This is a genomic window from Pseudomonas sp. YNh, assembly GCF_037993085.1.
Classification (GTDB): domain Bacteria; phylum Pseudomonadota; class Gammaproteobacteria; order Pseudomonadales; family Pseudomonadaceae; genus Aquipseudomonas; species Aquipseudomonas putida.
The window spans coordinates 216,934-236,011 of record NZ_JBBMRJ010000009.1; the positions used below are offsets into that span (position 1 = coordinate 216,934).

At 60.3% G+C, this 19,078-nt stretch carries 16 protein-coding genes; 13 read left to right on the forward strand and 3 right to left on the reverse strand.

Going from position 1 to position 19,078, the window contains the following annotated elements; all coding sequences use genetic code 11:
* Window positions 1-4 precede the first annotated feature (4 nt).
* From tssM to vasI, 3 genes are read right to left on the reverse strand one after another with little or no spacing between them, the layout of a single operon-like run.
* The gene (gene tssM, locus WF331_RS12440) at window positions 5-3,631 is read right to left on the reverse strand and encodes a type VI secretion system membrane subunit TssM (RefSeq protein ID WP_284397782.1); all 3,627 of its coding nucleotides are present in this window, start codon (window positions 3,629-3,631) and stop codon (window positions 5-7) included.
* A complete protein-coding gene (gene tssA, locus WF331_RS12445; protein ID WP_284362497.1) occupies window positions 3,628-5,091 on the reverse strand; it encodes a type VI secretion system protein TssA in 1,464 nt (487 codons plus the stop codon). The genes tssM and tssA overlap by 4 nt, the downstream gene beginning before the upstream one ends.
* Window positions 5,079-5,729 (reverse strand): type VI secretion system-associated protein VasI, encoded by a 651-nt coding sequence (vasI, locus tag WF331_RS12450; protein WP_169725116.1) that lies wholly within the window; start codon window positions 5,727-5,729, stop codon window positions 5,079-5,081. The genes tssA and vasI overlap by 13 nt, the downstream gene beginning before the upstream one ends.
* 327 nt (window positions 5,730-6,056) lie before the next feature.
* Between vasI and tssB the strand changes: the two genes are divergently transcribed.
* From tssB to WF331_RS12515, 13 genes are all read left to right on the forward strand, one after another.
* The gene (gene tssB / locus WF331_RS12455) at window positions 6,057-6,560 is read left to right on the forward strand and encodes a type VI secretion system contractile sheath small subunit (RefSeq protein WP_049275563.1); all 504 of its coding nucleotides are present in this window, start codon (window positions 6,057-6,059) and stop codon (window positions 6,558-6,560) included.
* A gap of 17 nt (window positions 6,561-6,577) precedes the next feature.
* Window positions 6,578-8,068, forward strand: a complete 1,491-nt coding sequence (tssC, locus tag WF331_RS12460) for a type VI secretion system contractile sheath large subunit (protein WP_174370969.1) — start codon at window positions 6,578-6,580, stop codon at window positions 8,066-8,068.
* Window positions 8,065-8,475, forward strand: coding sequence for a type VI secretion system baseplate subunit TssE (tssE, locus tag WF331_RS12465; RefSeq protein ID WP_241800660.1), 411 nt, complete (start codon window positions 8,065-8,067; stop codon window positions 8,473-8,475). The genes tssC and tssE overlap by 4 nt, the downstream gene beginning before the upstream one ends.
* 3 nt (window positions 8,476-8,478) lie before the next feature.
* Window positions 8,479-10,245 (forward strand): type VI secretion system baseplate subunit TssF, encoded by a 1,767-nt coding sequence (gene tssF, locus WF331_RS12470; protein ID WP_284362506.1) that lies wholly within the window; start codon window positions 8,479-8,481, stop codon window positions 10,243-10,245.
* On the forward strand, window positions 10,209-11,225 hold the full coding sequence (gene tssG / locus WF331_RS12475) for a type VI secretion system baseplate subunit TssG (RefSeq protein ID WP_284362508.1): 1,017 nt from the start codon (window positions 10,209-10,211) through the stop codon (window positions 11,223-11,225). The genes tssF and tssG overlap by 37 nt, the downstream gene beginning before the upstream one ends.
* A complete protein-coding gene (locus WF331_RS12480) occupies window positions 11,222-11,791 on the forward strand; it encodes an FHA domain-containing protein (RefSeq protein ID WP_284397786.1) in 570 nt (189 codons plus the stop codon). Before tssG ends, WF331_RS12480 begins: the two co-directional genes overlap by 4 nt.
* Window positions 11,788-12,585 (forward strand): type VI secretion system lipoprotein TssJ, encoded by a 798-nt coding sequence (gene tssJ, locus WF331_RS12485; RefSeq protein WP_174370968.1) that lies wholly within the window; start codon window positions 11,788-11,790, stop codon window positions 12,583-12,585. The genes WF331_RS12480 and tssJ overlap by 4 nt, the downstream gene beginning before the upstream one ends.
* A gap of 55 nt (window positions 12,586-12,640) precedes the next feature.
* Window positions 12,641-13,978, forward strand: coding sequence for a type VI secretion system baseplate subunit TssK (gene tssK, locus WF331_RS12490; protein WP_340622960.1), 1,338 nt, complete (start codon window positions 12,641-12,643; stop codon window positions 13,976-13,978).
* Window position 13,979: 1 nt separating this feature from the next.
* Window positions 13,980-14,849 (forward strand): type IVB secretion system protein IcmH/DotU, encoded by an 870-nt coding sequence (gene icmH / locus WF331_RS12495; protein WP_274138514.1) that lies wholly within the window; start codon window positions 13,980-13,982, stop codon window positions 14,847-14,849.
* 131 nt (window positions 14,850-14,980) lie between these two features.
* The gene (locus WF331_RS12500; RefSeq protein WP_284397792.1) at window positions 14,981-15,505 is read left to right on the forward strand and encodes an Hcp family type VI secretion system effector; all 525 of its coding nucleotides are present in this window, start codon (window positions 14,981-14,983) and stop codon (window positions 15,503-15,505) included.
* A gap of 71 nt (window positions 15,506-15,576) precedes the next feature.
* On the forward strand, window positions 15,577-17,745 hold the full coding sequence (locus WF331_RS12505; RefSeq protein ID WP_284362517.1) for a type VI secretion system Vgr family protein: 2,169 nt from the start codon (window positions 15,577-15,579) through the stop codon (window positions 17,743-17,745).
* Complete coding sequence (locus WF331_RS12510; RefSeq protein ID WP_431357534.1) at window positions 17,742-18,665, forward strand: DUF4123 domain-containing protein; 924 nt, start codon at window positions 17,742-17,744, stop codon at window positions 18,663-18,665. The genes WF331_RS12505 and WF331_RS12510 overlap by 4 nt, the downstream gene beginning before the upstream one ends.
* Window positions 18,658-19,078 (forward strand): toxin VasX (locus WF331_RS12515; RefSeq protein ID WP_340622961.1); only part of this gene is annotated, 421 nt, incomplete at its 3' end. The genes WF331_RS12510 and WF331_RS12515, both read left to right, overlap by 8 nt.

A 19,078-nucleotide genomic window follows, 5' to 3' on the forward strand; every position in this document is an offset into this window, starting at 1 on the left:
ATTTTCATAAAGGCTGCCCATGCGCCTGCTCTACCTGAGCCACCTTGGGCGGCTGTTGCAACAACCCTCGCGGCAACCGGAAGCTTTTGAACGGTTGCTGGGTGATGGGATTGAAGGCTTTTTCAGCATTCAGTCGATAGCGCATCACGCCATCACCGGTCCGGAAGCTCAGGTCTACGCTGGTTGGCGTCCGCCCATTGAGTGAGCCGCGGCTGAGCAAGCGGAACATCGACCATGGCCCGCGGTACTCCAGGCTGCTGCTGTTACCGTTCTGCCTCAGCAAGGTAAGGTTGCTGCGCACCTGCTGCCCCAAAGTATTGGGCCAGACGATCCCGGTGATCTGACTTGGCCCATGGGTGTAGGAAATCAGCTGACCATCGAGGTCCAGCAGACTGGTGCGCTGGTTAGCGCTGAGCCCCAACGGCTCGATGCTGAACTGCACACTCAACTTGCCGCGCTGGTCAAAGAAGGTTTCGCGGATGCGATCCGCCAGCTCGAGTTGCTCGATCACGTCGGCGCGAATCAAGGATTGCCCGTGCTGAGCAGACTGCAAGGCCTCAAGGTTCTCCTTCAGGAAGACCTCCAGGTACTGATCATGAAACTGCTGCAGCCTCCCTTTCGGCCCGAAGAACGCCTCGAAGTCATCCAGTGAAGCATCGGGTGCCTTCACCATAAAGGGGTAGCGGCCTGCCAGACGTTGCTGGAAGAAACTGTACACTTCAGCATCCCAACGCCGCTCCAGTTCGCGCAGTGCTTCAACGTTCAGCACCTGGGCGGTCTGGTCGGCGAGCTTTCGGACCTGGTGGTTGATGGGCTCCGGCAAGCCTGTGGCAATACGTTGAAGGGTGCCTATCGGGTCATGCCCGGTCATCGCAAAGCGCTGATGCACAGCTTGCAGTGCGGCCTTGCCGCGGTCCGGGCTGTCCTGTACGGCCTTGGCGTAGTCCAGCAGGGCCGCAACAGCGCCAAGGGTTTCATCGTAGTAGCTCGGCTTTTCTCCTGTCGCCTGCAGCATCGCGCCCAAGCCTGCAAACGCCCGCTGGATGGCCAACGCTTGCTGTTGCTCGTGTTTGCCCGTTGCTGAGGGCAGCGTATTCAGTTCACCCGTTACTTCAACACCAGCCGGTGAAGCGAGTGAGGTGTTATCCCTGACCGTATCCAGCAGCCGCTGTAAAGGTGCTGCTGGGCCGGTCAACTGCTGCAGGACCGTGACACCATGGTCCAGATCACGGAAGTCGGCGACGGTGAATGCATTCAAGGCGCGTCGCCAGCTGTCAATGTAATCGGCGCTGTAGAGGTTATGCAGCCGTTCGGTCAACGCATTGCGGTCGACGTCCGAATAGTCGAGTTGGCTGCGCTCGCCCAAGGCCCACTGATCGACCATCGCCATTTCAGCGAACCGCTGGCTGCGCGGCTCGAAGTATTCCCTGAAGCCTTTGGCGGTAAGCATGGCGGCCAGCAGTACCTCCTTCTCCCCTTGACTGGCCCCGGAAGACGGCTGGTACACCACATCGAACGCAGGCCCTACCTGGTGGCGCAGGTCCAGACCGCTGTGCAACTGCTCTTGCGCCTGTTGCTTCAGCACTGCATAGACCCGCTGTGGCAACGGCAATTTGCGCAACGCCTGCTGCACTTCGCTGACACGCTGACGGTACTGCGGCAAATCCGTGTCTGCATAGGCCAAGGCGTACTTCAAATGCTGCATGAGGTCACGCTGCAGTTGCCCTTGCCCAGGAAATGCCCGTTGCCAATGACGGGCCATCCAGTCCTCGACCCATTCGGGCCGGCGGCTGTCGCGATCCTCGATCATCCGGTAAACCCTGAGCGCGGCCATTTGCTGCTCGCTGCCAGAGGGCGCTGCGTTCATGGCATCGATCACACCACTGGCCAACGCCGGCAAGAAACGCCTGGACAACAAGCTCAGGTACGCCTCATCAACCAGGGGGCCAATGTTGCGCCCTTGATACAGACCAAAATCGGCAACACCCAGCCACGCCGCGCGATAGTCGCCAAACACCGCCACCGCATCGCGAATCTGGTCCAGTGGCTCCAGCAGGTTGCGCCCGGTCGGATCAAGCCGCAGATCGACTTCGTGACGGCTGTACTCCTGGCTTTTGGCGAACACACTGGCAGCCTTGGAGCTATTGATATCGAAGTAGCGCTGCCAGCTGGCGATGGCGATACTGAACGCCAGGAGGCCTACGCCAGAACCAATCCACAGCAATTGGCGCTTGCTGCGCGCTACCCGGACGTTGTCGCCCGCCAGGCCGGCCTCCTGGTAGATAACCCGCCTGAATGCTTGCTGGATGAAGTAGACCAACGCCTTGCCCTGCGCCTTGCCCTCACGCAGGGGAAGTTTCGTCTTGTAGGGCTGTGCCGCTTCACGGACAAATGCATTGCTCATGTCGCCGTGCTGCACCACTGATGACCAATACACACCACGTACCAACGGTGGCGTGGTGAAACGGTCACTTGCCAAGGCTTCGCGCAGAAATGCCAGCAGTATGGGTCGCAACCCGACCAGTTGGGCTTGCAGTGAGAACAGGCGCCCGCACGGCGCTGTTTTGCCCAGTACGTCCAGGCGATCGATGACCTGCTCGTTCAATGTGGCGAGAAGCTGCCCGTAGTGCTCGTCATACTCATCCAGCCAGGCATCGAACGCCTCAACTGCATCCAGCTTGAACGTGAACCCCAACAGGCTTTCACGCTTGGCGGCGGGAAGCTTGCCGTAGAACTGGTCGAAGCCGTCCAGCAGATCGAATTTGGTCAATACCACGTACAGTGGCAGGCGCGACCCCAGCTGGGTGCTCACTTCGTACAGGCGTGTGCGCAGCCCATGGGCCAGCGCGACGCGTTGGTCGGGCTTGCCATGCAACAGCGCCGGCAAGTCGACGACCAGCACCACACCATTAAGCGCCCGCTGGCTTCGATTACGCACAAGCCAGCTCAACAAGTGCTCCCACAACCTGGCCTCGGTACCGAGCGCCGCGAAGGGCCCAGACTCGGAGGGGTCGTTGGCGGCCGAGCCAGCCGGGGGCTTTTGACTGATGAAGATACCGGGCGGGTCAATGATCACGGCATCGTCGCTGACCCACCAACCGACCGGGTAAGCCGGTGCTTCAGCCTGCCGACCCCGTGCCTGGGCCTGGTCGATTCGCGTCAGGGTAAAGCGCTGATCGGTGCGGTCGATGAAGCTGGTTTTACCGGATTTTTCATCGCCCAACACCAGGTACCAAGGCAGCCGGTACAGGGCGCGTCGCCCACCGGCATTGTCGAGGTATCGCTCAAGCCCTTGGCTCAACGCCTTCTCTTGCGCCTGCATGAACGGTAGCGTGCCATCCAGTTCGACGGCGCGTGCCTGCCGGCGTTCTGCTTGCAAGCGGCGTAAGCGCCGGCGCACCACCACAAGCCAGCACAAAAGCGGCACCAGCACGAGTACCAGGCTTGCCACGCTGCGATGAGCCACACTTGCCAGCGGCTGTTGCTCACGCCACATCCATTGCGGGCCAAGCCACCAGATAGCGACCAGCATCAGCAAGGCGCCAAGCCCAAGCAGCAGCGGCAGCGCCAAGCCAATGCGCGTTACCCACGGCAAGCCCCAACGTTTGAGTTGCGTCCATATTTGATTCATCGAGGCTCCTGATCCTTGTCTTGAACTGCCAGCGCTGGGGATGTCGCGTACTGCTGAAGCCGCTGGAACACTTCTGGCTCCCACGCACTGGCGGTGGTTTGCTGCATCGTTTGGGCAACGCTGGCGCACAGGTCCTGGGCCAGCCACGACACCCCCCGTGCGGCCAGCAGGTCGGCAGCGATCACGGTGGCGTGGCAGCGCTCACGGGGAGCACGAAAGCCCGCTTGCAGCCCTTGCAGCCTGAGGAGCACCGGCTCTACACCAGTGGTTTCCAACTGGCTGACCAGCTCCTCGCGCAGGCCGCCAAACTCGTGGGAGGTTGAACTTTGCTCGGAGGGACCTTGCGTGCCTTTGAGCCAGGCAAGGCATTGGTCGTCGACAAACACCGTGCCGTCACTGAAGCACAACTGCTGCAGCGCCGGCATTCGCTGTACGAACCGGGCAGTCGCACAACGGATGGCTTCAGCCACCTCGCCCATCGCCAGCCGAGCGGCAACGGTCGCAGCCAGAAAGCTGCCACGAATCCAGTAGGGGCAAGCCGTCACGCTTTTTTCAATACGCTGAAGCAGCGCAGGGTCAAATGACGTACTGGCAATGGCCTCTTCATAGACCCGCGTGATATCCAGCGGAACCGCCATCAATTCCGTACGGTTGCCCTGCCTGGCCGGGGGAGCAGCCTGAATGTGCGCCCACAACCCAAAACGCCGTAACTGGTAGCCAGTGGCGTCATAAGGGTCCTGCTGGTTGATGAGCTCGGCCATAGCGAGCACAGCCCGCCGTGTCTCACGCTCATTGCCCATCGACAGGTGTGACGCGGGTGTGGCGATGACGTCGGCCAGCGGCGCAGGTTTCACGCTCGCCGCCGGTGCCTTGGGTATCGCACTCTCGCCGACACCGTTGGCGAGCTCTATGTGCTTTCGCAGCAGGCGCCCCAATTCGTCGAGAGCAGCTGCCTCCAGCTGTGCCGCGCCCTGTTGCTGCAGGTGATTGAACGCCGCCTGCGCCGCCGCTGCATGAGTAGGACTAAAGGTGAAACGGTCAAGACGCGGTAGCGCCTCGACCAAGCGGCTGACTACCAGGCCAACCAGCTTGCGCTTGCCCAGAAAGCCTTTCGGCCCCGGCTTGGGGTGAGCAGGTTCCCAGTAGCACTCGATCATGCCGGCCAACAGCGCCAGGCTGAATCCCCAACGCTCCCAGCAGCCGCTACGCAGCCATGCGGCACTCAGGTGCGCAACAATTCGCAAATGCTTGCATTGCTGGCTCAGGTACTGACGGGACGCTTCTTCGATGTAGACCCAGTCGATCGAGGCGTGCTGCAGCCCACCCAGCTTGACCATTTCCTGGTCAATGGCCTGGTAGGTTTCGTCCTCGACATCGAACAGCCCGGCAGGCACTGCTGGATCAATCGGTGCGAGCAGCCGAGCGACTTCGGCCGCGGATACCTGCGCTACCACCGGCATGTGCTTCGCGCCTGGCTGATCAGCGGATCCAGGCCTTGAGCATCGAAGGTCAGCCCGTCGACCTCGCCGTGCTCACTCACAACCTCGATACGCTGGGCACCGATCAGCTTCCTGATCTGCTCGATGGCTGGCAGGCCCCGCCCCGCATCGAGCACCTGCCCGTTCTCCATCACCTGCCAGGACGTCTCACGGGTAGACCAGCCCTCCCCGGTCAGCCGTACCTTGACCCAACTTGCATCGATGGGGCGCCTGGCAATCAGCTGTAGCCGAGAGATGGCCTGGATGCAACTGATCGCCATGTAGGTACGTTCATCACCCGATGCAATGGCGGGTGCCGAAATCACGAGCGCTGGTGCGCCTGGACTGTCCTGCGTCTGGCTGCCGATGCGAAACGTCAGGTCATCCGGTGCCCGTGCAGCTTCATTTGCCATCACGCGCAACACACTGGGGGCCTGCTGCTCCGGTGCTGACCACTGTCGTTTTGGTGTGTACGCCGGCGTGCCCGCAGCCTGATCGAAACAGGCCAATCGTTCGACGTTGGACACAATCCGGGGACAGTCCCGCGTGGGGCCCGCCAGCCCCGATTGCAGACAAAACAGCAACGAGAGACCAGCGCCATATGCACAGCGGTTAATCATCCTGAACTTACTCTCTGAAATAGTACAAACGGCCTATATGACGGCGCGAACTTTCCTACAAATAAATGCCAATGCACATATGCGCATGCAGCCAACTCGAACAAATCCAGCGGAAGCCTAGTACAGAGTTCCGAATGTACACAAACAAATATTTACTTACATCTTCACGCTCGACCACCGGACACTTTTCCATGCATGGTTTTTATAGAAGACGGGCAGCCGGCCCGACCAATTAAACATATGCAGGAAACTTCCTACAAGATCACAACAACATTAAACACAACTTGCTTCTAAATCTCCTACAACTCAACAGGGAGTTACGTACTGATGTCTAAAAGCACGGGATCCGTCGCACCTAAAGAACGCGTCAATATCAAGTATGTCCCCGCGACGAGCAATGAGCAGGCTGAGGTGGAGCTGCCCCACAAGATGCTGGTTCTGGGCGACTTCGGCCTGGATGACAGCCGTGCGCTTGAGGACCGCCAGGTCGTGCGCATTGATAAACACACATTCAACAGCGTGTTGAACGACGCCGACGTGAGCCTGGACGTGTCTGTGCCCTCCAGGCTCAGCACCGCCCCGGATGCCGAGCTGGCGGTCCACCTGCAGTTCAGGTCCATCAACGACTTCGGACCGGACCGGATCGCGCGCCAGGTGCCTGAGCTGAACAAGCTGCTGGAGCTGCGTGAAGCGCTGGTCGCCCTGAAAGGCCCGCTGGGCAACGTCCCCGCCTTCCGCAAGCAACTGCAGCACCTGCTCAACAACGAGCAGGCCCGTAAACAACTCGCCCAAGAACTGGACCTGGTGCTTGAAGCACCCGACGAAGACTGAGACTACGGAGCGTCCCCATGCCTAAGCCAAGCAGCACCACCATCACCACAGACGCAACGACCGACACGTTGGGCAGTGCCTCCTTGCTGGACCAGATCATGGCAGAAACCAAATTGGTACCTGCTCAAGAGGGCTACCAGGTTGCCAGGCAGGGCGTATCTGCGTTCATTGCCGAAATCCTCAAAAGCAATGACCCGGATCAACTGATCAACAAGCACCGGGCCGACCAGATGATTGCCGAAATCGACCGGGTACTCGGCAAACAGATGGATGCCATTCTGCATCAGCCTGAGTTCCAGCAGCTCGAATCATCATGGCGCAGCCTGAAACTTCTGGTCGACCGCACGGACTTCAGGGAAAACATCAAGCTCGAAATCTTGCATGCCAGTAAAGAGGACCTGCTGGACGACTTCGAAAATGCTGCGGACATAACCTGCAGCGGTATCTACAAACATGTTTACACCGCAGGTTACGGCCAATTCGGGGGAGAGCCGGTTGCTGCCATGGTTGGCAACTACAACTTCGGCCCCTCTTCCCCTGATATCAAGCTGCTGAGTTACATGGCCTCCGTTGGCGCCATGTCCCATGCTCCATTTCTTGCCGCACCTGCCCCCGAGTTCTTCAACTTGAGCTGTTTCGAGGAGCTGCCCAACCTCAAGGAAATAAAAGACCTCTTCGCCGGCCCACGGCATGCCAAGTGGCGTGCATTTCGTGAAAGCGAAGACGCCCGCCACGTCGCCTTGGCCGGGCCTCGCTTCATGCTTCGTTCCGCTTACCACCCGCAGGAACAACCGATCCAGAGCTTCAACTACGACGAAGACATCGCCGGGCAGCACGACAACTACCTGTGGGGCAATTCTGCGTTTCTGTTGGCCAGCTGCATCAATGACAGCTTCGCCCGCTACCGCTGGTGTCCGAACATCATCGGCCCACAATCGGGCGGCGCCGTCGAAGACCTACCGGTTCACCTGTATGAATCCCTCGGCCAGTTGCAGGCCAAGATTCCTACCGAGGTGCTGATATCCGACCGCAAGGAATTCGAACTGGCCGAAGAGGGCTTCATCGCCCTAACCATGCGCAAAGACAGCGACAACGCCGCCTTCTTCTCGGCCAACTCGGTGCAAAAGCCCAAGAACTTCCCGAAAACCCCCGAGGGGCTGGAGGCTCAGACCAACTACAAGCTGGGTACCCAGTTGCCCTACCTGTTCATCGTCAACCGGCTGGCTCACTACATCAAGGTGTTACAGCGCGAGCAGATCGGTAGCTGGAAGGAGCGCCGTGACCTTGAGTCCGAGTTGAACAAATGGATCAAGCAGTACGTCGCCGACCAAGAGAATCCGTCTGCCGACGTTCGCAGCCGCCGGCCACTGCGAGCCGCCAGAATCGAGGTCTCGGATGTTGCCGGTGACCCGGGCTGGTACCAGGTTTCGCTCGCCGTGCGCCCGCACTTCAAGTACATGGGCGCGAATTTCGAAATCTCCCTGGTCGGCCGGCTCGATACGCAATGAGTGGTCTTTTTGATCGTTTGATGCGGGATCAGGCTACCAGTCGGGAGCCTTCCCGACGGGAGAGCGCTTCCCACAAGTTCGCCGCCATCAAGTGCCACCTCGAAACGCTGCTGAATGCCCGCCTGGGGTGCTCCCAGAGCAGCCCTGAGCTGGGCCTGCGCGACTTCAACGGGCATGACGTTAACAACGGCGACCTGCTTGTACAGGTGAGCGCGGATATCCGCCGCACCCTGCAGCGCTTCGAGCCACGCATACAGATTCGCACGCTCAAGGCAGTGCCCGATGCTCATACCCCGCTAGAGCTGCATTTCAGGCTGGATTGCCTGGTCCAGGTCAACAACCACGCAGAGCAGCTGCAGCTCGAGCTGATGGTCAACGGGCACAACCGCTACACCCGAGTGAGGTGACCGATGTCACTGAAAGACAGTTTCAGCGAAGAACTGCGGTACCTGCACGAACTCGGCAACGACTTCGCCAAAGACAACCCACAACTTGCCCGGTTGCTTGGCAAAGGTGCCAGCGACCCCGATGTCGAACGCCTGATGGAAGCCTTTGCGTTCCTCACCGCCAAGCTACGGCTGAAGCTGGAAGACGACTTGCCAGAGCTGACCCATCCCATGCTGCAGCTGTTGTGGCCGAACTATTTGCGGCCCCTGCCCAGCGCGACAATCATCCAGTTCAGCCCGATAAGGCAATCCCTCAGCCAGTCACAGCGCATCCCAAAAGGGTCGCGGCTGTTCTCGAAACGGGTGGACGGTGTGGCCTGCGAGTTTCGCACCTGCACAGCGGTCAACATTCATCCGTTCGAGATCGACACGGTGGGCGCCACCCAGACACTCGACAGTTCCGTGGTCTTCGTCGGCCTTCAGACACTGGTCGAGCGGCCGTTGAACAGCCTGGGCTGTACCAGCCTCGACTTTTACCTCAGTGGCGATACCCTCAGCGCACGCACGCTTTACCTGTGGATTTCTCAATACCTCAAGCATGTCAGCGTGACCATCAATGGCGAGGTTCGCCGGCTGCCGGCAAACAGCATCGCATTCCCGGGGTTCAGCCCCGACGACGCCTTGCTGCCTTACCCGCAGAACGTCTTTGATGGCTACCGGATCCTGCAGGAATACTTCGCCTTCCCCCAACGTTTCCATTTCTTCAGCGTGACCGGGCTGGAAAAGATCTGGCCAGCTCACTACAGCCAGCAGGTAGGCCTCGAATTTCACTTCACCCGCCAGCTACCCGACACGCTGCGTGTCGGCAGAGCAGATTTCAACCTGTTCTGCGCCCCTGCGGTCAACCTGTTCCAGCACAGTGCCGAGCCCATCGACCTTTCCGGCCAGGAGGCCCTTGTTCCACTGAAGCCCAAGGGCACAGAGCCGCACGGCTACGAAATCTTCAGTGTCGACCAGGTCATCAGCACCCGAACGACGACTGACGGGAACACCGGGGAGCAGCTGCGAACCTTCCGCCCCTTCGAGTCGTTCGCTCATGAAATCGAGCACGTTCAGGGGCGCACAGCGCTGTACTACCGCTGCCAGCTGGAAGAGTCTCTGCGCGGCGATGGCGTCACGCATCGAATCGCCTTCGTCCGCGCCGACGCCAACAGCTACATAGGCGAACTGGAAACCGCGTCCATCGACCTGACCTGCACCAATCGAGACCTGCCGCTGGCGCTGGGCATCGACGACATCAACGTCCTGACCGAACTGACACCCCCGCTGGCCACCTACACCAATCTCTGTAAACCCACCCGCCCCTGTCGACCGGTGCTGGACGGCCAGTTGCAGTGGGCATTGATCTCCAACATGTCACTCAACTACCTGTCCTTGCTCTCGGTAGAGCCGCTGAAAGCCGTGATCCGCGCCTACGACTTCATGGCCCTGCACGACATCCAGCAGGCCCGCACCACCCGTAAACGCTTGGCCGGCATGCGCGACATTCATACACAGCCCATGGATTGGCTTATCAAGGGGCAGCCCATTCGCGGCCTGCACACCCGTCTGAAACTGGACCAGACCGCCTTCCTCTGCGAGGGCGACTTGTACCTGTTCAGCTGCGTGCTCGCCCACTTCTTCGCCCTGTACGCCAGCATCAACTCCTTCCATCAGCTGGAAGTGATCAACACCACCAATAACGAGCACTACACATGGCCAATACAGACCGGCAAGCAACCGCTGATCTAGCCGACAAGCTGCTCTCGGAGGCGCATCAGTACAACTTCTTCCAGTTGCTGGAGCGGCTGCACGGGCTGCATGGCGATGACCTCGAACCACGTTGGCCGGACGAAGTCACCCGGCGGCGGGTGCGCCTGGCCTGCGACCCACGGCTGAGCTTCCCGGTGTCGGACGTGTACAAAGCCCAGAGGATACCCGCTGAGCAAGAACGCTACCGCGTCGTTGCCACGTTTCTGGGCTTGCACGGCACCGATTCGCCATTGCCCACCTACTACCTGGAACAGGTGGCCTATGAACATGCGCAGGGCATCGGTGTACGCCCGGCCTTCTTCGACTTTTTCAACCACTACCTGCTCAGCCTGTTGCACCGTATATGGCGCAAGTACCGCTACTACATCCGCTTCCAGCCGGGTGCCAGTGACGGGTTTTCGCAGTATGTGTTTGCCCTGCTGGGGCTTAACGACGCGCAGTTGCGAGGGGACACGGCGCTGCCCTGGAGCCGCCTGCTCAGTTTTGCCGGGGTGATCGCCAGCCGCAGCCGTGCGCCGGGCACTGTGGCCGGCATCATTGCGCACTGCTTCGACCTCAAGCATGTGCAGATCCGCGAATTCGAGACGCGATCAGTCACCACCACATCCAGGCAGCTTGTAAGCCTGGGGCGTGCCAACGGGCAGTTGGGCAGCACGTTCATGGTCGGCAGCCGCACGCGCACCCGCAGCAGCAAGTTCACCATCGTGATCAACGAGCTCGACCAGGCGCAACTGCGGGACTTGTTGCCCAGCGGGATCAACTTCGGCCGTTTGCGCGCACTGATCGACTTTCTGCTGCGTGACGGTCTGGCCTACGACCTGGAGCTGCGTTTGAAACAGAACGCGTTGTCACCCTTCTGCTTGCACCGCAGCCAGGGCGCTTACCTGGGGTGGACCAGCTTCGTCGATGATCGGCATGGCCAGATCAGCCCGACTGTACGCTTCCGGGGGCGTTCATGAATTCAGTGACCTTGAGCATCACCAACCTCGACCAACTGCAGCACGATGTTACTGCCCGGCACCGGTTCGATTGCAAGGGCGGCACCATCGGCAGCGGACGGGCAAGCTGGCGGATCAATGACCGTGCTCAGGCCGTTGCGCCCCTGCACTGCGAAATCCGTTGGCTCGAAGGCAGCTTCTGCGTGATCGACCACTGCCACCGCACCTACCTGAATGACAGCTCCACCAGTTTGGAAACGCTTGCACCCAGGCGTCTTGTTGAAGGTGACCAGCTTCGCATTGGTGGCTACCGGCTACAGGTTCAGTACGCCCAGGATCAAGCCTGCACACGCTCGCTGGAGGACCTGTTCAACCCGGACCGAAGGGTGCTCGACCGCCTGATAGCCGAAGAGCCTGCCACCCCTTGGCCGACAAAGCCTTCTGCCCCTCAACCAGCGGTCGAGATCTGCTCGGTCTTCAAGGCAGCCATCGGCACTGACCCTCTGGCAGCGCTGGACGCAGCGGCTGATGCCGAGGCACTCCGAGAATGCCCACTGCAGCGCCTCATTGCAGGAGAACACCCATGACGCGTCATCCGCTACTGATCGCGCCGCTGCTGCTTGCGTTGGTCGGGCTCACCGGCTGCACCTCTTTGAGCAGAGCAAGCCAAGTTGTCATGAACCCTTCGTTGCCCATCGGGCCGCCCAAGGATCATGCGACCCAGGTCGCGTTCAGCATCAATGCCAGCCCTACCCTCAACGGCAATCCGAACAGCCTTGACGTAGCGGACGAACAGGAGCCTGCCCTGGAACCCAGCCCCTACGCAGTGACCCTGAGTGCCGGGGACCCCTATGCGCTGACCGAAAAAATCGGGACCTTGTTCGAATACCTGCAGGCGCAATTTCCTGCGATGTCCCCCGTCGAAATGCACGACGAGGACGAAAGCGACCCGGCACGCTCGCCCCTGGAAGAAAGCGCACCCGGCAGCTACGACGACCCTGCCGTGGTGCTGACCTTGCCGCGCACCACAGCCGTTACCTCAGAGCCTGTGGCCACGCCTATCGCCATCAAGATCCTGCAACTGCGCGACGACTCACTGCTGCGCAACACCGTGTACCAGCTGCTGGACCAGGACCCGGCCAAGGCACTGCGCAGTACCTACATCCGCGGTGACGACTATCTGCTGCGCCCTGGCCAGTTCAAGTACATCCCGTTCGAGCCCATCCACGCCGAAACGCGCTTCGTCGCGGTGATTGGCGACTACCGAGGCCATGAAAACGCCACATGGCGGCAAGTGCTGCGCATTCCGCCGCGTGGCCGCCAGATCATGCTGTCGGTATTGGTCAACGACACGCACATCGTGCTCAAGGAAGAAGACTGATGGCGCCTCGACACCCTTTGCCCTTCCTGCTTACTCACGCTGACACGGAGCGCCCATGAGTTCACGTAACCCCGTTCTCTGGCCTGAAGGCCTGTTCGTCAAACCACAACATTTCCAGCAGGCGGCCAGGGCAAGCGAAGCAGCCCTGCACCAGCGCCTCGCCAGCCTCAACGCAGCCTTCTACGGCTTCAGCGAACTTCAGCTGAACGATGAATACATGAGCCTTGGCAAGATCGCCATCACCCGGGCGCGGGGCGTCATGCCGGACGGCACGGTGTTCGATATTCCCGCCGACCTGCCTCCACCGCCGCCACTGGAAATCGACGACGACGCCAGCAAAGACAGCGAGGTGTATCTGTGCCTGCCGCTGCGCACCAATGGCGGCCGCGAAGTGAGCTGGCCCGACAATGCCGCCAACTTCCGCTACACCGCCCAGGCACAGGAAATCAAGGATACCCACACCGCTGACGGTGACCTGGTACAGGTAGACCTAGCCGTGCCCAACCTGCAGCTCAGACGCACCACCGAAGACAGCAGCGCCTACACCCGCCTGGCCGTGGCACGTATCCTGGAACGACGCCCCGACGGCAGCGTGCAACTGGACGAAGCGTTCTACCCCACCAGCGTGTCGGTGCGGGCGGTGCCGGCACTGCAACGGTTCCTTGACGAAATCACCAACACGTTGCGCGAGCGGGCGCGCGGCCTTGCAACGCGTATAGGCGCATCGGGCCAGTCTGGTATCGCCGACATCCGCGACTTCAACCTGCTGCAGGCCATGAACCGTTGGTGGCCATGCTTCCAGCATCTGGCCAGACAAGCGCACACGCACCCCGAGCAGCTGTACCTGTGCATGAGCCAGGCCTGCGGCGAATTCGTCACCTTCACCGACCAGAACAGGCTGCCCCAAGAGTACCCCGCGTACCACCACACTGCGCTGCGCGCCTCGTTCAAGCCACTGGAAGACACCCTGCGCCGGTCCCTGAGCACCGTGTTGCAGCCACGCGCTGTTTCACTGCCGCTGGAAAGCGAACAGTTCGGCGTGATGACGACCACGCTGCAAGACCGCCGGCTGATCGACGAAGCTGACTTCATACTCGCCGTGCGCGCCGACCTGCCACCGCAAGCGCTGCGCCAGATGTTCATCCAGAAAGCCAAGATCACCTCGCTTGAGTCACTGAGCAACCTGGTGCCGCTGCAACTGCCGGGTATCCCTCTTTTGCCATTACCGGTGGCGCCACGCGACCTGCCCTTCCATGCGGGCTTCAGTTACTTCGAGCTGGACCGGCGCGACCCCGCCTGGGCATGCATGGCCAAGGCGAATGGCTTCGGCATCCATATTGCGGGCGATTTCCCAGGGCTTGAACTGCAGTTCTGGGCGATCAGGAGTGAGTGAAATGGGAGAAGACAACAAAACGCCCATCGATGACAAAACCGCTGAAGTCAGCCCGCTTGATCCAACCCTTAAAAAGCCGGCATCCAGAGCCCAGGCCACGGCAACCAATGCGCAAGCATCCACGGCACCCCCTGAGCCAGAGCCCGCCTCGGAAGGCTACCCCGCCGACCCGGAATTTCAGCTGCGGGGCGGCTTCGCCAACCTGATGCTGGATGCCGCGTCACCGTTGTTCGGCTTGGTCATACGCCTGCGCACGCTGGACGAACTGCCAAACATCAAGGATGTGCACCAGCAAGTACGTAACCAGATCGACAACATTCAGGAGGAAATGCGCCAGCATGGTTACGAGCCCGCTCAGTTGCTGGCGTATTCCTACGGCCTGTGCCTGTTCATAGACGAGGCCGTCATGGAGCGGCCCTGGGGCAAGAGCAGTTGCTGGAGCCAGGAGCCGCTGCTGAGCATCTTCCACGACGAAACCTGGGGCGGGGAAAAAATCTTCACCGTGATTACCCGCCTGATGCAGGAGCCCAAGCGTTATCAGGACGTACTGGAGTTCATGTACTACGCCCTGTGCCTTGGGCTGAAAGGCAAGTATGCGCTCGCGCCAAAAGGCGAAGAAACACTCAACGCTCTGATTCACCAACTGCACGGGATCATCCGCGAACTGCGCGGCCCCACGCCAGAAGAAGTATGCGACCCCTACACCAACGTGGCCCCACGCAATTTCCGCATGAACCGGCAGTGGCCCTGGTGGAGTCCTTTGGTGATCTCGGCCATCGCCATGGCGGTGGCTTACGGCATCTACAGCTATCGCCTGCACCTGATTACTACAGAGGTTCTGGAGTCGCTCAACGGCATCTTGCAGCAGTAGGTCGCGGTTATACAGGCCAACAGAATTCAACGAATTGATGAGGCTTCGGCCTTGTTGAAAAGCCCATCGTTACCGATGGCCACGCCACTGTTGTGCGCGTGTCAATCCACATGGACGCAGGAGAAACTGCCATGCCAACACCCGCTTACATCGCCATCGAAGGCAAGACCCAAGGCAACATCACCAAAGGCGCCTTCACCTCCGACTCAGTCGGCAACATCTTCGTAGAAGGTCACGAAGACCAGATCCTGGTGCAGGAAGTCAATCACCGCATCACTGTGCCCACAGATCCGCAAAGCGGGCAGCCGGCCGGCCAACGGGTACACGGGCCGTTGATTTTCACATGCGCCCTGAACAAGGCGGTGCCGCTGCTTTACAGCGCGCTGTCCAGCGGAGAAATGCTGCCCAACGTCGAGCTCAGCTGGTATCGGACCTCGGTCGAAGGCACCCAGGAACGCTTCTTTACGACCAAGCTGATCGACGCTGTGATCATCGATATCGACCTTGAAATGCCGCACGTGCAGGACAAGGACAACAGCGACTTCACCCAGTTCTTCAAAGTCTCGATGGCCTACCGCGGCATTGAGTGGGAGCACATCACGGCAAGTACCGCAGGTGCAGACGACTGGCGCAAGCCCAAAGAAACAGCTGTGTGATCTAGCTGCGGAGCCGGGCAGGCCTGCCTGCCCGGACTTCTGATACTTCAGACGGCGGACAACGACTGCTTATGCCTACCCAATCTGATTTGCGATACAGCTTCCAGCCCCTGGTCGGAAAAACTGAATTCGAAGTGGTGTCGTTCGAGCTCAAGGAGGAACTCAGCCAACCGTTCAAGTTGACCCTGAAACTCATCAGCTTCGAACACGATGTCGACTTCGGCCACCTGCTCGACAAGCCCGTGCTGTTCACCATCTGCGACAGTGAACGCCCCGTCCGCTACGTGCACGGCCTGGTCAGCAGTTTCAGCCAGGGCGAGAGCGGCTTCCACCGCACTTACTATCACGCATTGGTCGAGCCGCAACTGGCCCGCGCCAGACTGCGCTCGAACTGGCGCATCTTCCAGCACAAGACCGCGCCGCAAATTCTCGAACTGATGCTGAAGCGACAAGGCATAACCCAGTATCAATTCGGAACTGGCTTCAACTATCACCCGCGGGAATTCTGCGTACAGGCCGGCGAAACCGATCTCGACTTTTTTGCGCGCATCGCTGCTGAAGAAGGTTTGGTCTATCGGTTCGAGCACACTGAAAAGCATCACAAGCTGATCATCACCGACCGACTGCTGACATTGGGGCACATCGAGCGCAACGCAGCTAAAGCAAAGATCATCGATGAAGGGTTTGTCGATGGCGATGAATCAACCAAACCCTACACAGTGCTGTACCACGCCAACAGAGGCGGCGACCAGCCCCAACCCTGCCTGCGGTGCTTGCGCTACAGCGAACAGGTGCGTCCCGCACGGCAGGTTCAACGCGACTACACCTTCACCCACCCCGCCTACCGCCAGGAACACAGGGCCTCAGGCCCCTATCTGAAGCACCAGTCCGCCGACTATGAGTGCTTCGACTACCCAGGCCGCTACAAACGCGATGCCGTTGGCAAGCCGTTCACCGAAAACCGCATCACCGCCTTGCGCCACGATGTGCGCATTGCCGAGGTGCAAGGCGACGATATACGCCTGCAACCGGGCCTGAGCTTCACCCTGACCGGCCACCCGCGCGAAGACCTGAATGTGCATTGGCGGGTAAGCACAGTCAGCCACGAAGGCAGCCAGTTCACCAGCCTGCAGGAAGAAGCTGCCGGGGCTGACCAGGGCACACGTTATGAGCAAAAGGCGGTACTGGTGCCGGGCAGAACCGAGTGGCGCCCGGCACCGTTGCCCAAACCACGCGTTGACGGCCCGCACATGGCCACTGTGGTCGGGCCACCCGGTGAAGAGATCTACTGCGACGAATGGGGCCGGGTCAAGGTCAGCTTCCCCTGGGACCGCGAAAGCCAGGACAACGAATTCAGTTCCTGCTGGATTCGGGTATCCCAGGGCTGGGCCGGCGGCAGCTGGGGCTCGATGGCCATCCCGCGCATTGGCCAGGACGTGATCATCCATTACGTCAATGGCGACCCCGATCAGCCGATGATCACAGGCCGTACCTACTGTGGCAACCAGCTGCCGCCGTACGACCTTCCCCACCACAAGACCCGCATGACCATCAAGAGCCAGACCCACAAGGGCGATGGCTTCAATGAGCTGCGCTTTGAGGACGAACTGGGCCAGGAGGAAGTGTTCATTCATGCCCAGAAGGACCAGAACAATGTGGTCGGGCACGATGAAAGTACGCAGGTAGGCAATGACCGCAAAGAACAGGTCAATAACGACGAATCAATCCTGATCGGCCACGACCGTAATGAAACGGTCGGCAACGATGAGCACGTCACCATCGGGCACGACGCCACGCTCGACATCGGTCGAAACCACACAATCAAGATCGCCAAGGATCGTGTGGAAACCATCGGCAATCACCGCCACGACCAGATCACAGCCAATCACCACACCCACATTGGCGGCAACCTTGAGCAGCAGGTCGAAGGGCATGCCGAGCTTGAAGCCCGAGGGGATATCCGCAGACGTACTCGCCGTTATGAACTTCGAGCATCGGAAGCAGTGGTCATCCAAGGCCCTGGGGGCTCCATTCGAATCGATGAAACGGGCATCACACTGGACAGCCCGACGATTCGCATCACCGGCCAGATGCTCAAGTCGGCAGATGGGGCAAGCAACCTCTTTTCCATCAGCGGCGCGCCGGTCAATGGGAAGCCCCTGGAGCGCCAGTGCGGACGCCGCCCCGATGGCACCTGCACTTTGCCCGACTGCCGCTGCATCAGAGGGCCAGGCCAATGACAACCGCCCTTTCAAATGCGCTGCCAGACGAGCACTTCGCAAATAACGCTCGGTTCATGTTGCTGTTGACCCGCGTGATCGAGCACTGGGCCTACCGACCAATACCCCAAGAGGGCGAACTGGTCCCGGCCTATGCCCCTTCGGTACTGGAACTCATCAATGAAATCAGCCGAAATACCCAGCACGCCTGGCTGTGGAGGCGCAGCGCCCTGGACGACCGTCACGACTTTGGGCCATTGCTGGTAGACGTGTCAGAAGCGCCCGAACTGCTTGCCCATGCAACATCGGCCTGGATGCCCATTGGCGGTGCCATCGCGCTGGATGCCGAGATCTGCCTTGCCCAGTTGGCAGACCACTTCACCAGCCTTGTGCAGATCGCGCTTCCAGACCAGGGGCTGGCCACTTTCCAATTCAAACCTGACCACCTTGCGGCCTGGCTGGATGCACTGGATGAAGACCATCGAGCAACGTGGCTCGGCCCTGTGACGTCGCTGGCCTGGCGAGTCAACTGGGGGCCGGTGCACGCGTGGAAAACGCTCGAGCGCAGCCCGACCACTGCCCGCTCTTATCAGGAACCTGCATTACCCCTTCGCCAGCTTGAACTTGAGCGGCTGCAAGCAGGCATGCACGAGCACTTCGTGCTCACGTTGGCGCATGAGGTGTTGGCACTGCCACAGCACGCCACCCACACATTGGCCGACATCCGGCAATGGATCGAACGCCTGCTGCCGCAACTGAAAGCCCTCAACTTTGGCGATGAGGAAGTCGCTGGGCAATTCATCAGGCTGGTTGCCAGCCACATGTGGCTCATGAGCGATGACCACGCGGGGAAGATCTACACCAACCTTGAGGAGTCACCCCAAGGCCGCCTCCGCGACCTGCACGCACTGATCGAAAGCAAGGAACCCACCCATGAATGACGCCAGTGTCAGTAGTGCTACCTCCGGCCCTGCCTGCAGCGCACGCATCCCCATCCTGCCAGTGCGCTATGCCATCGTGCCACGCACCGGCGACACGCCCGCCTGCCGCTATGCCGATGCAGGTTTCAACCTGGAACAGGGCTTCGCCCCGCTGCAACACTCTGCCTACACCCTGCGTGCGTTGCGCCCGGGCTATGTCTACGTGTTCATGAAAGGTCCGAAGGGCGAAAAGCTGGTCATCCATGAGTACGTTGGCGCGGGTCTTTACAAGGAACTGAGTTACAAAGGGCTGGAAAACTACCACCTGCGTGAGCGCTACCTCTCCAGCCGGAGCATGGGCTGGGTGTGGGCCGATACCTGCCCCGATACCGCCAGGGAAGTGTGGATCGGCTACAGCCCCCACCTGTGGACCA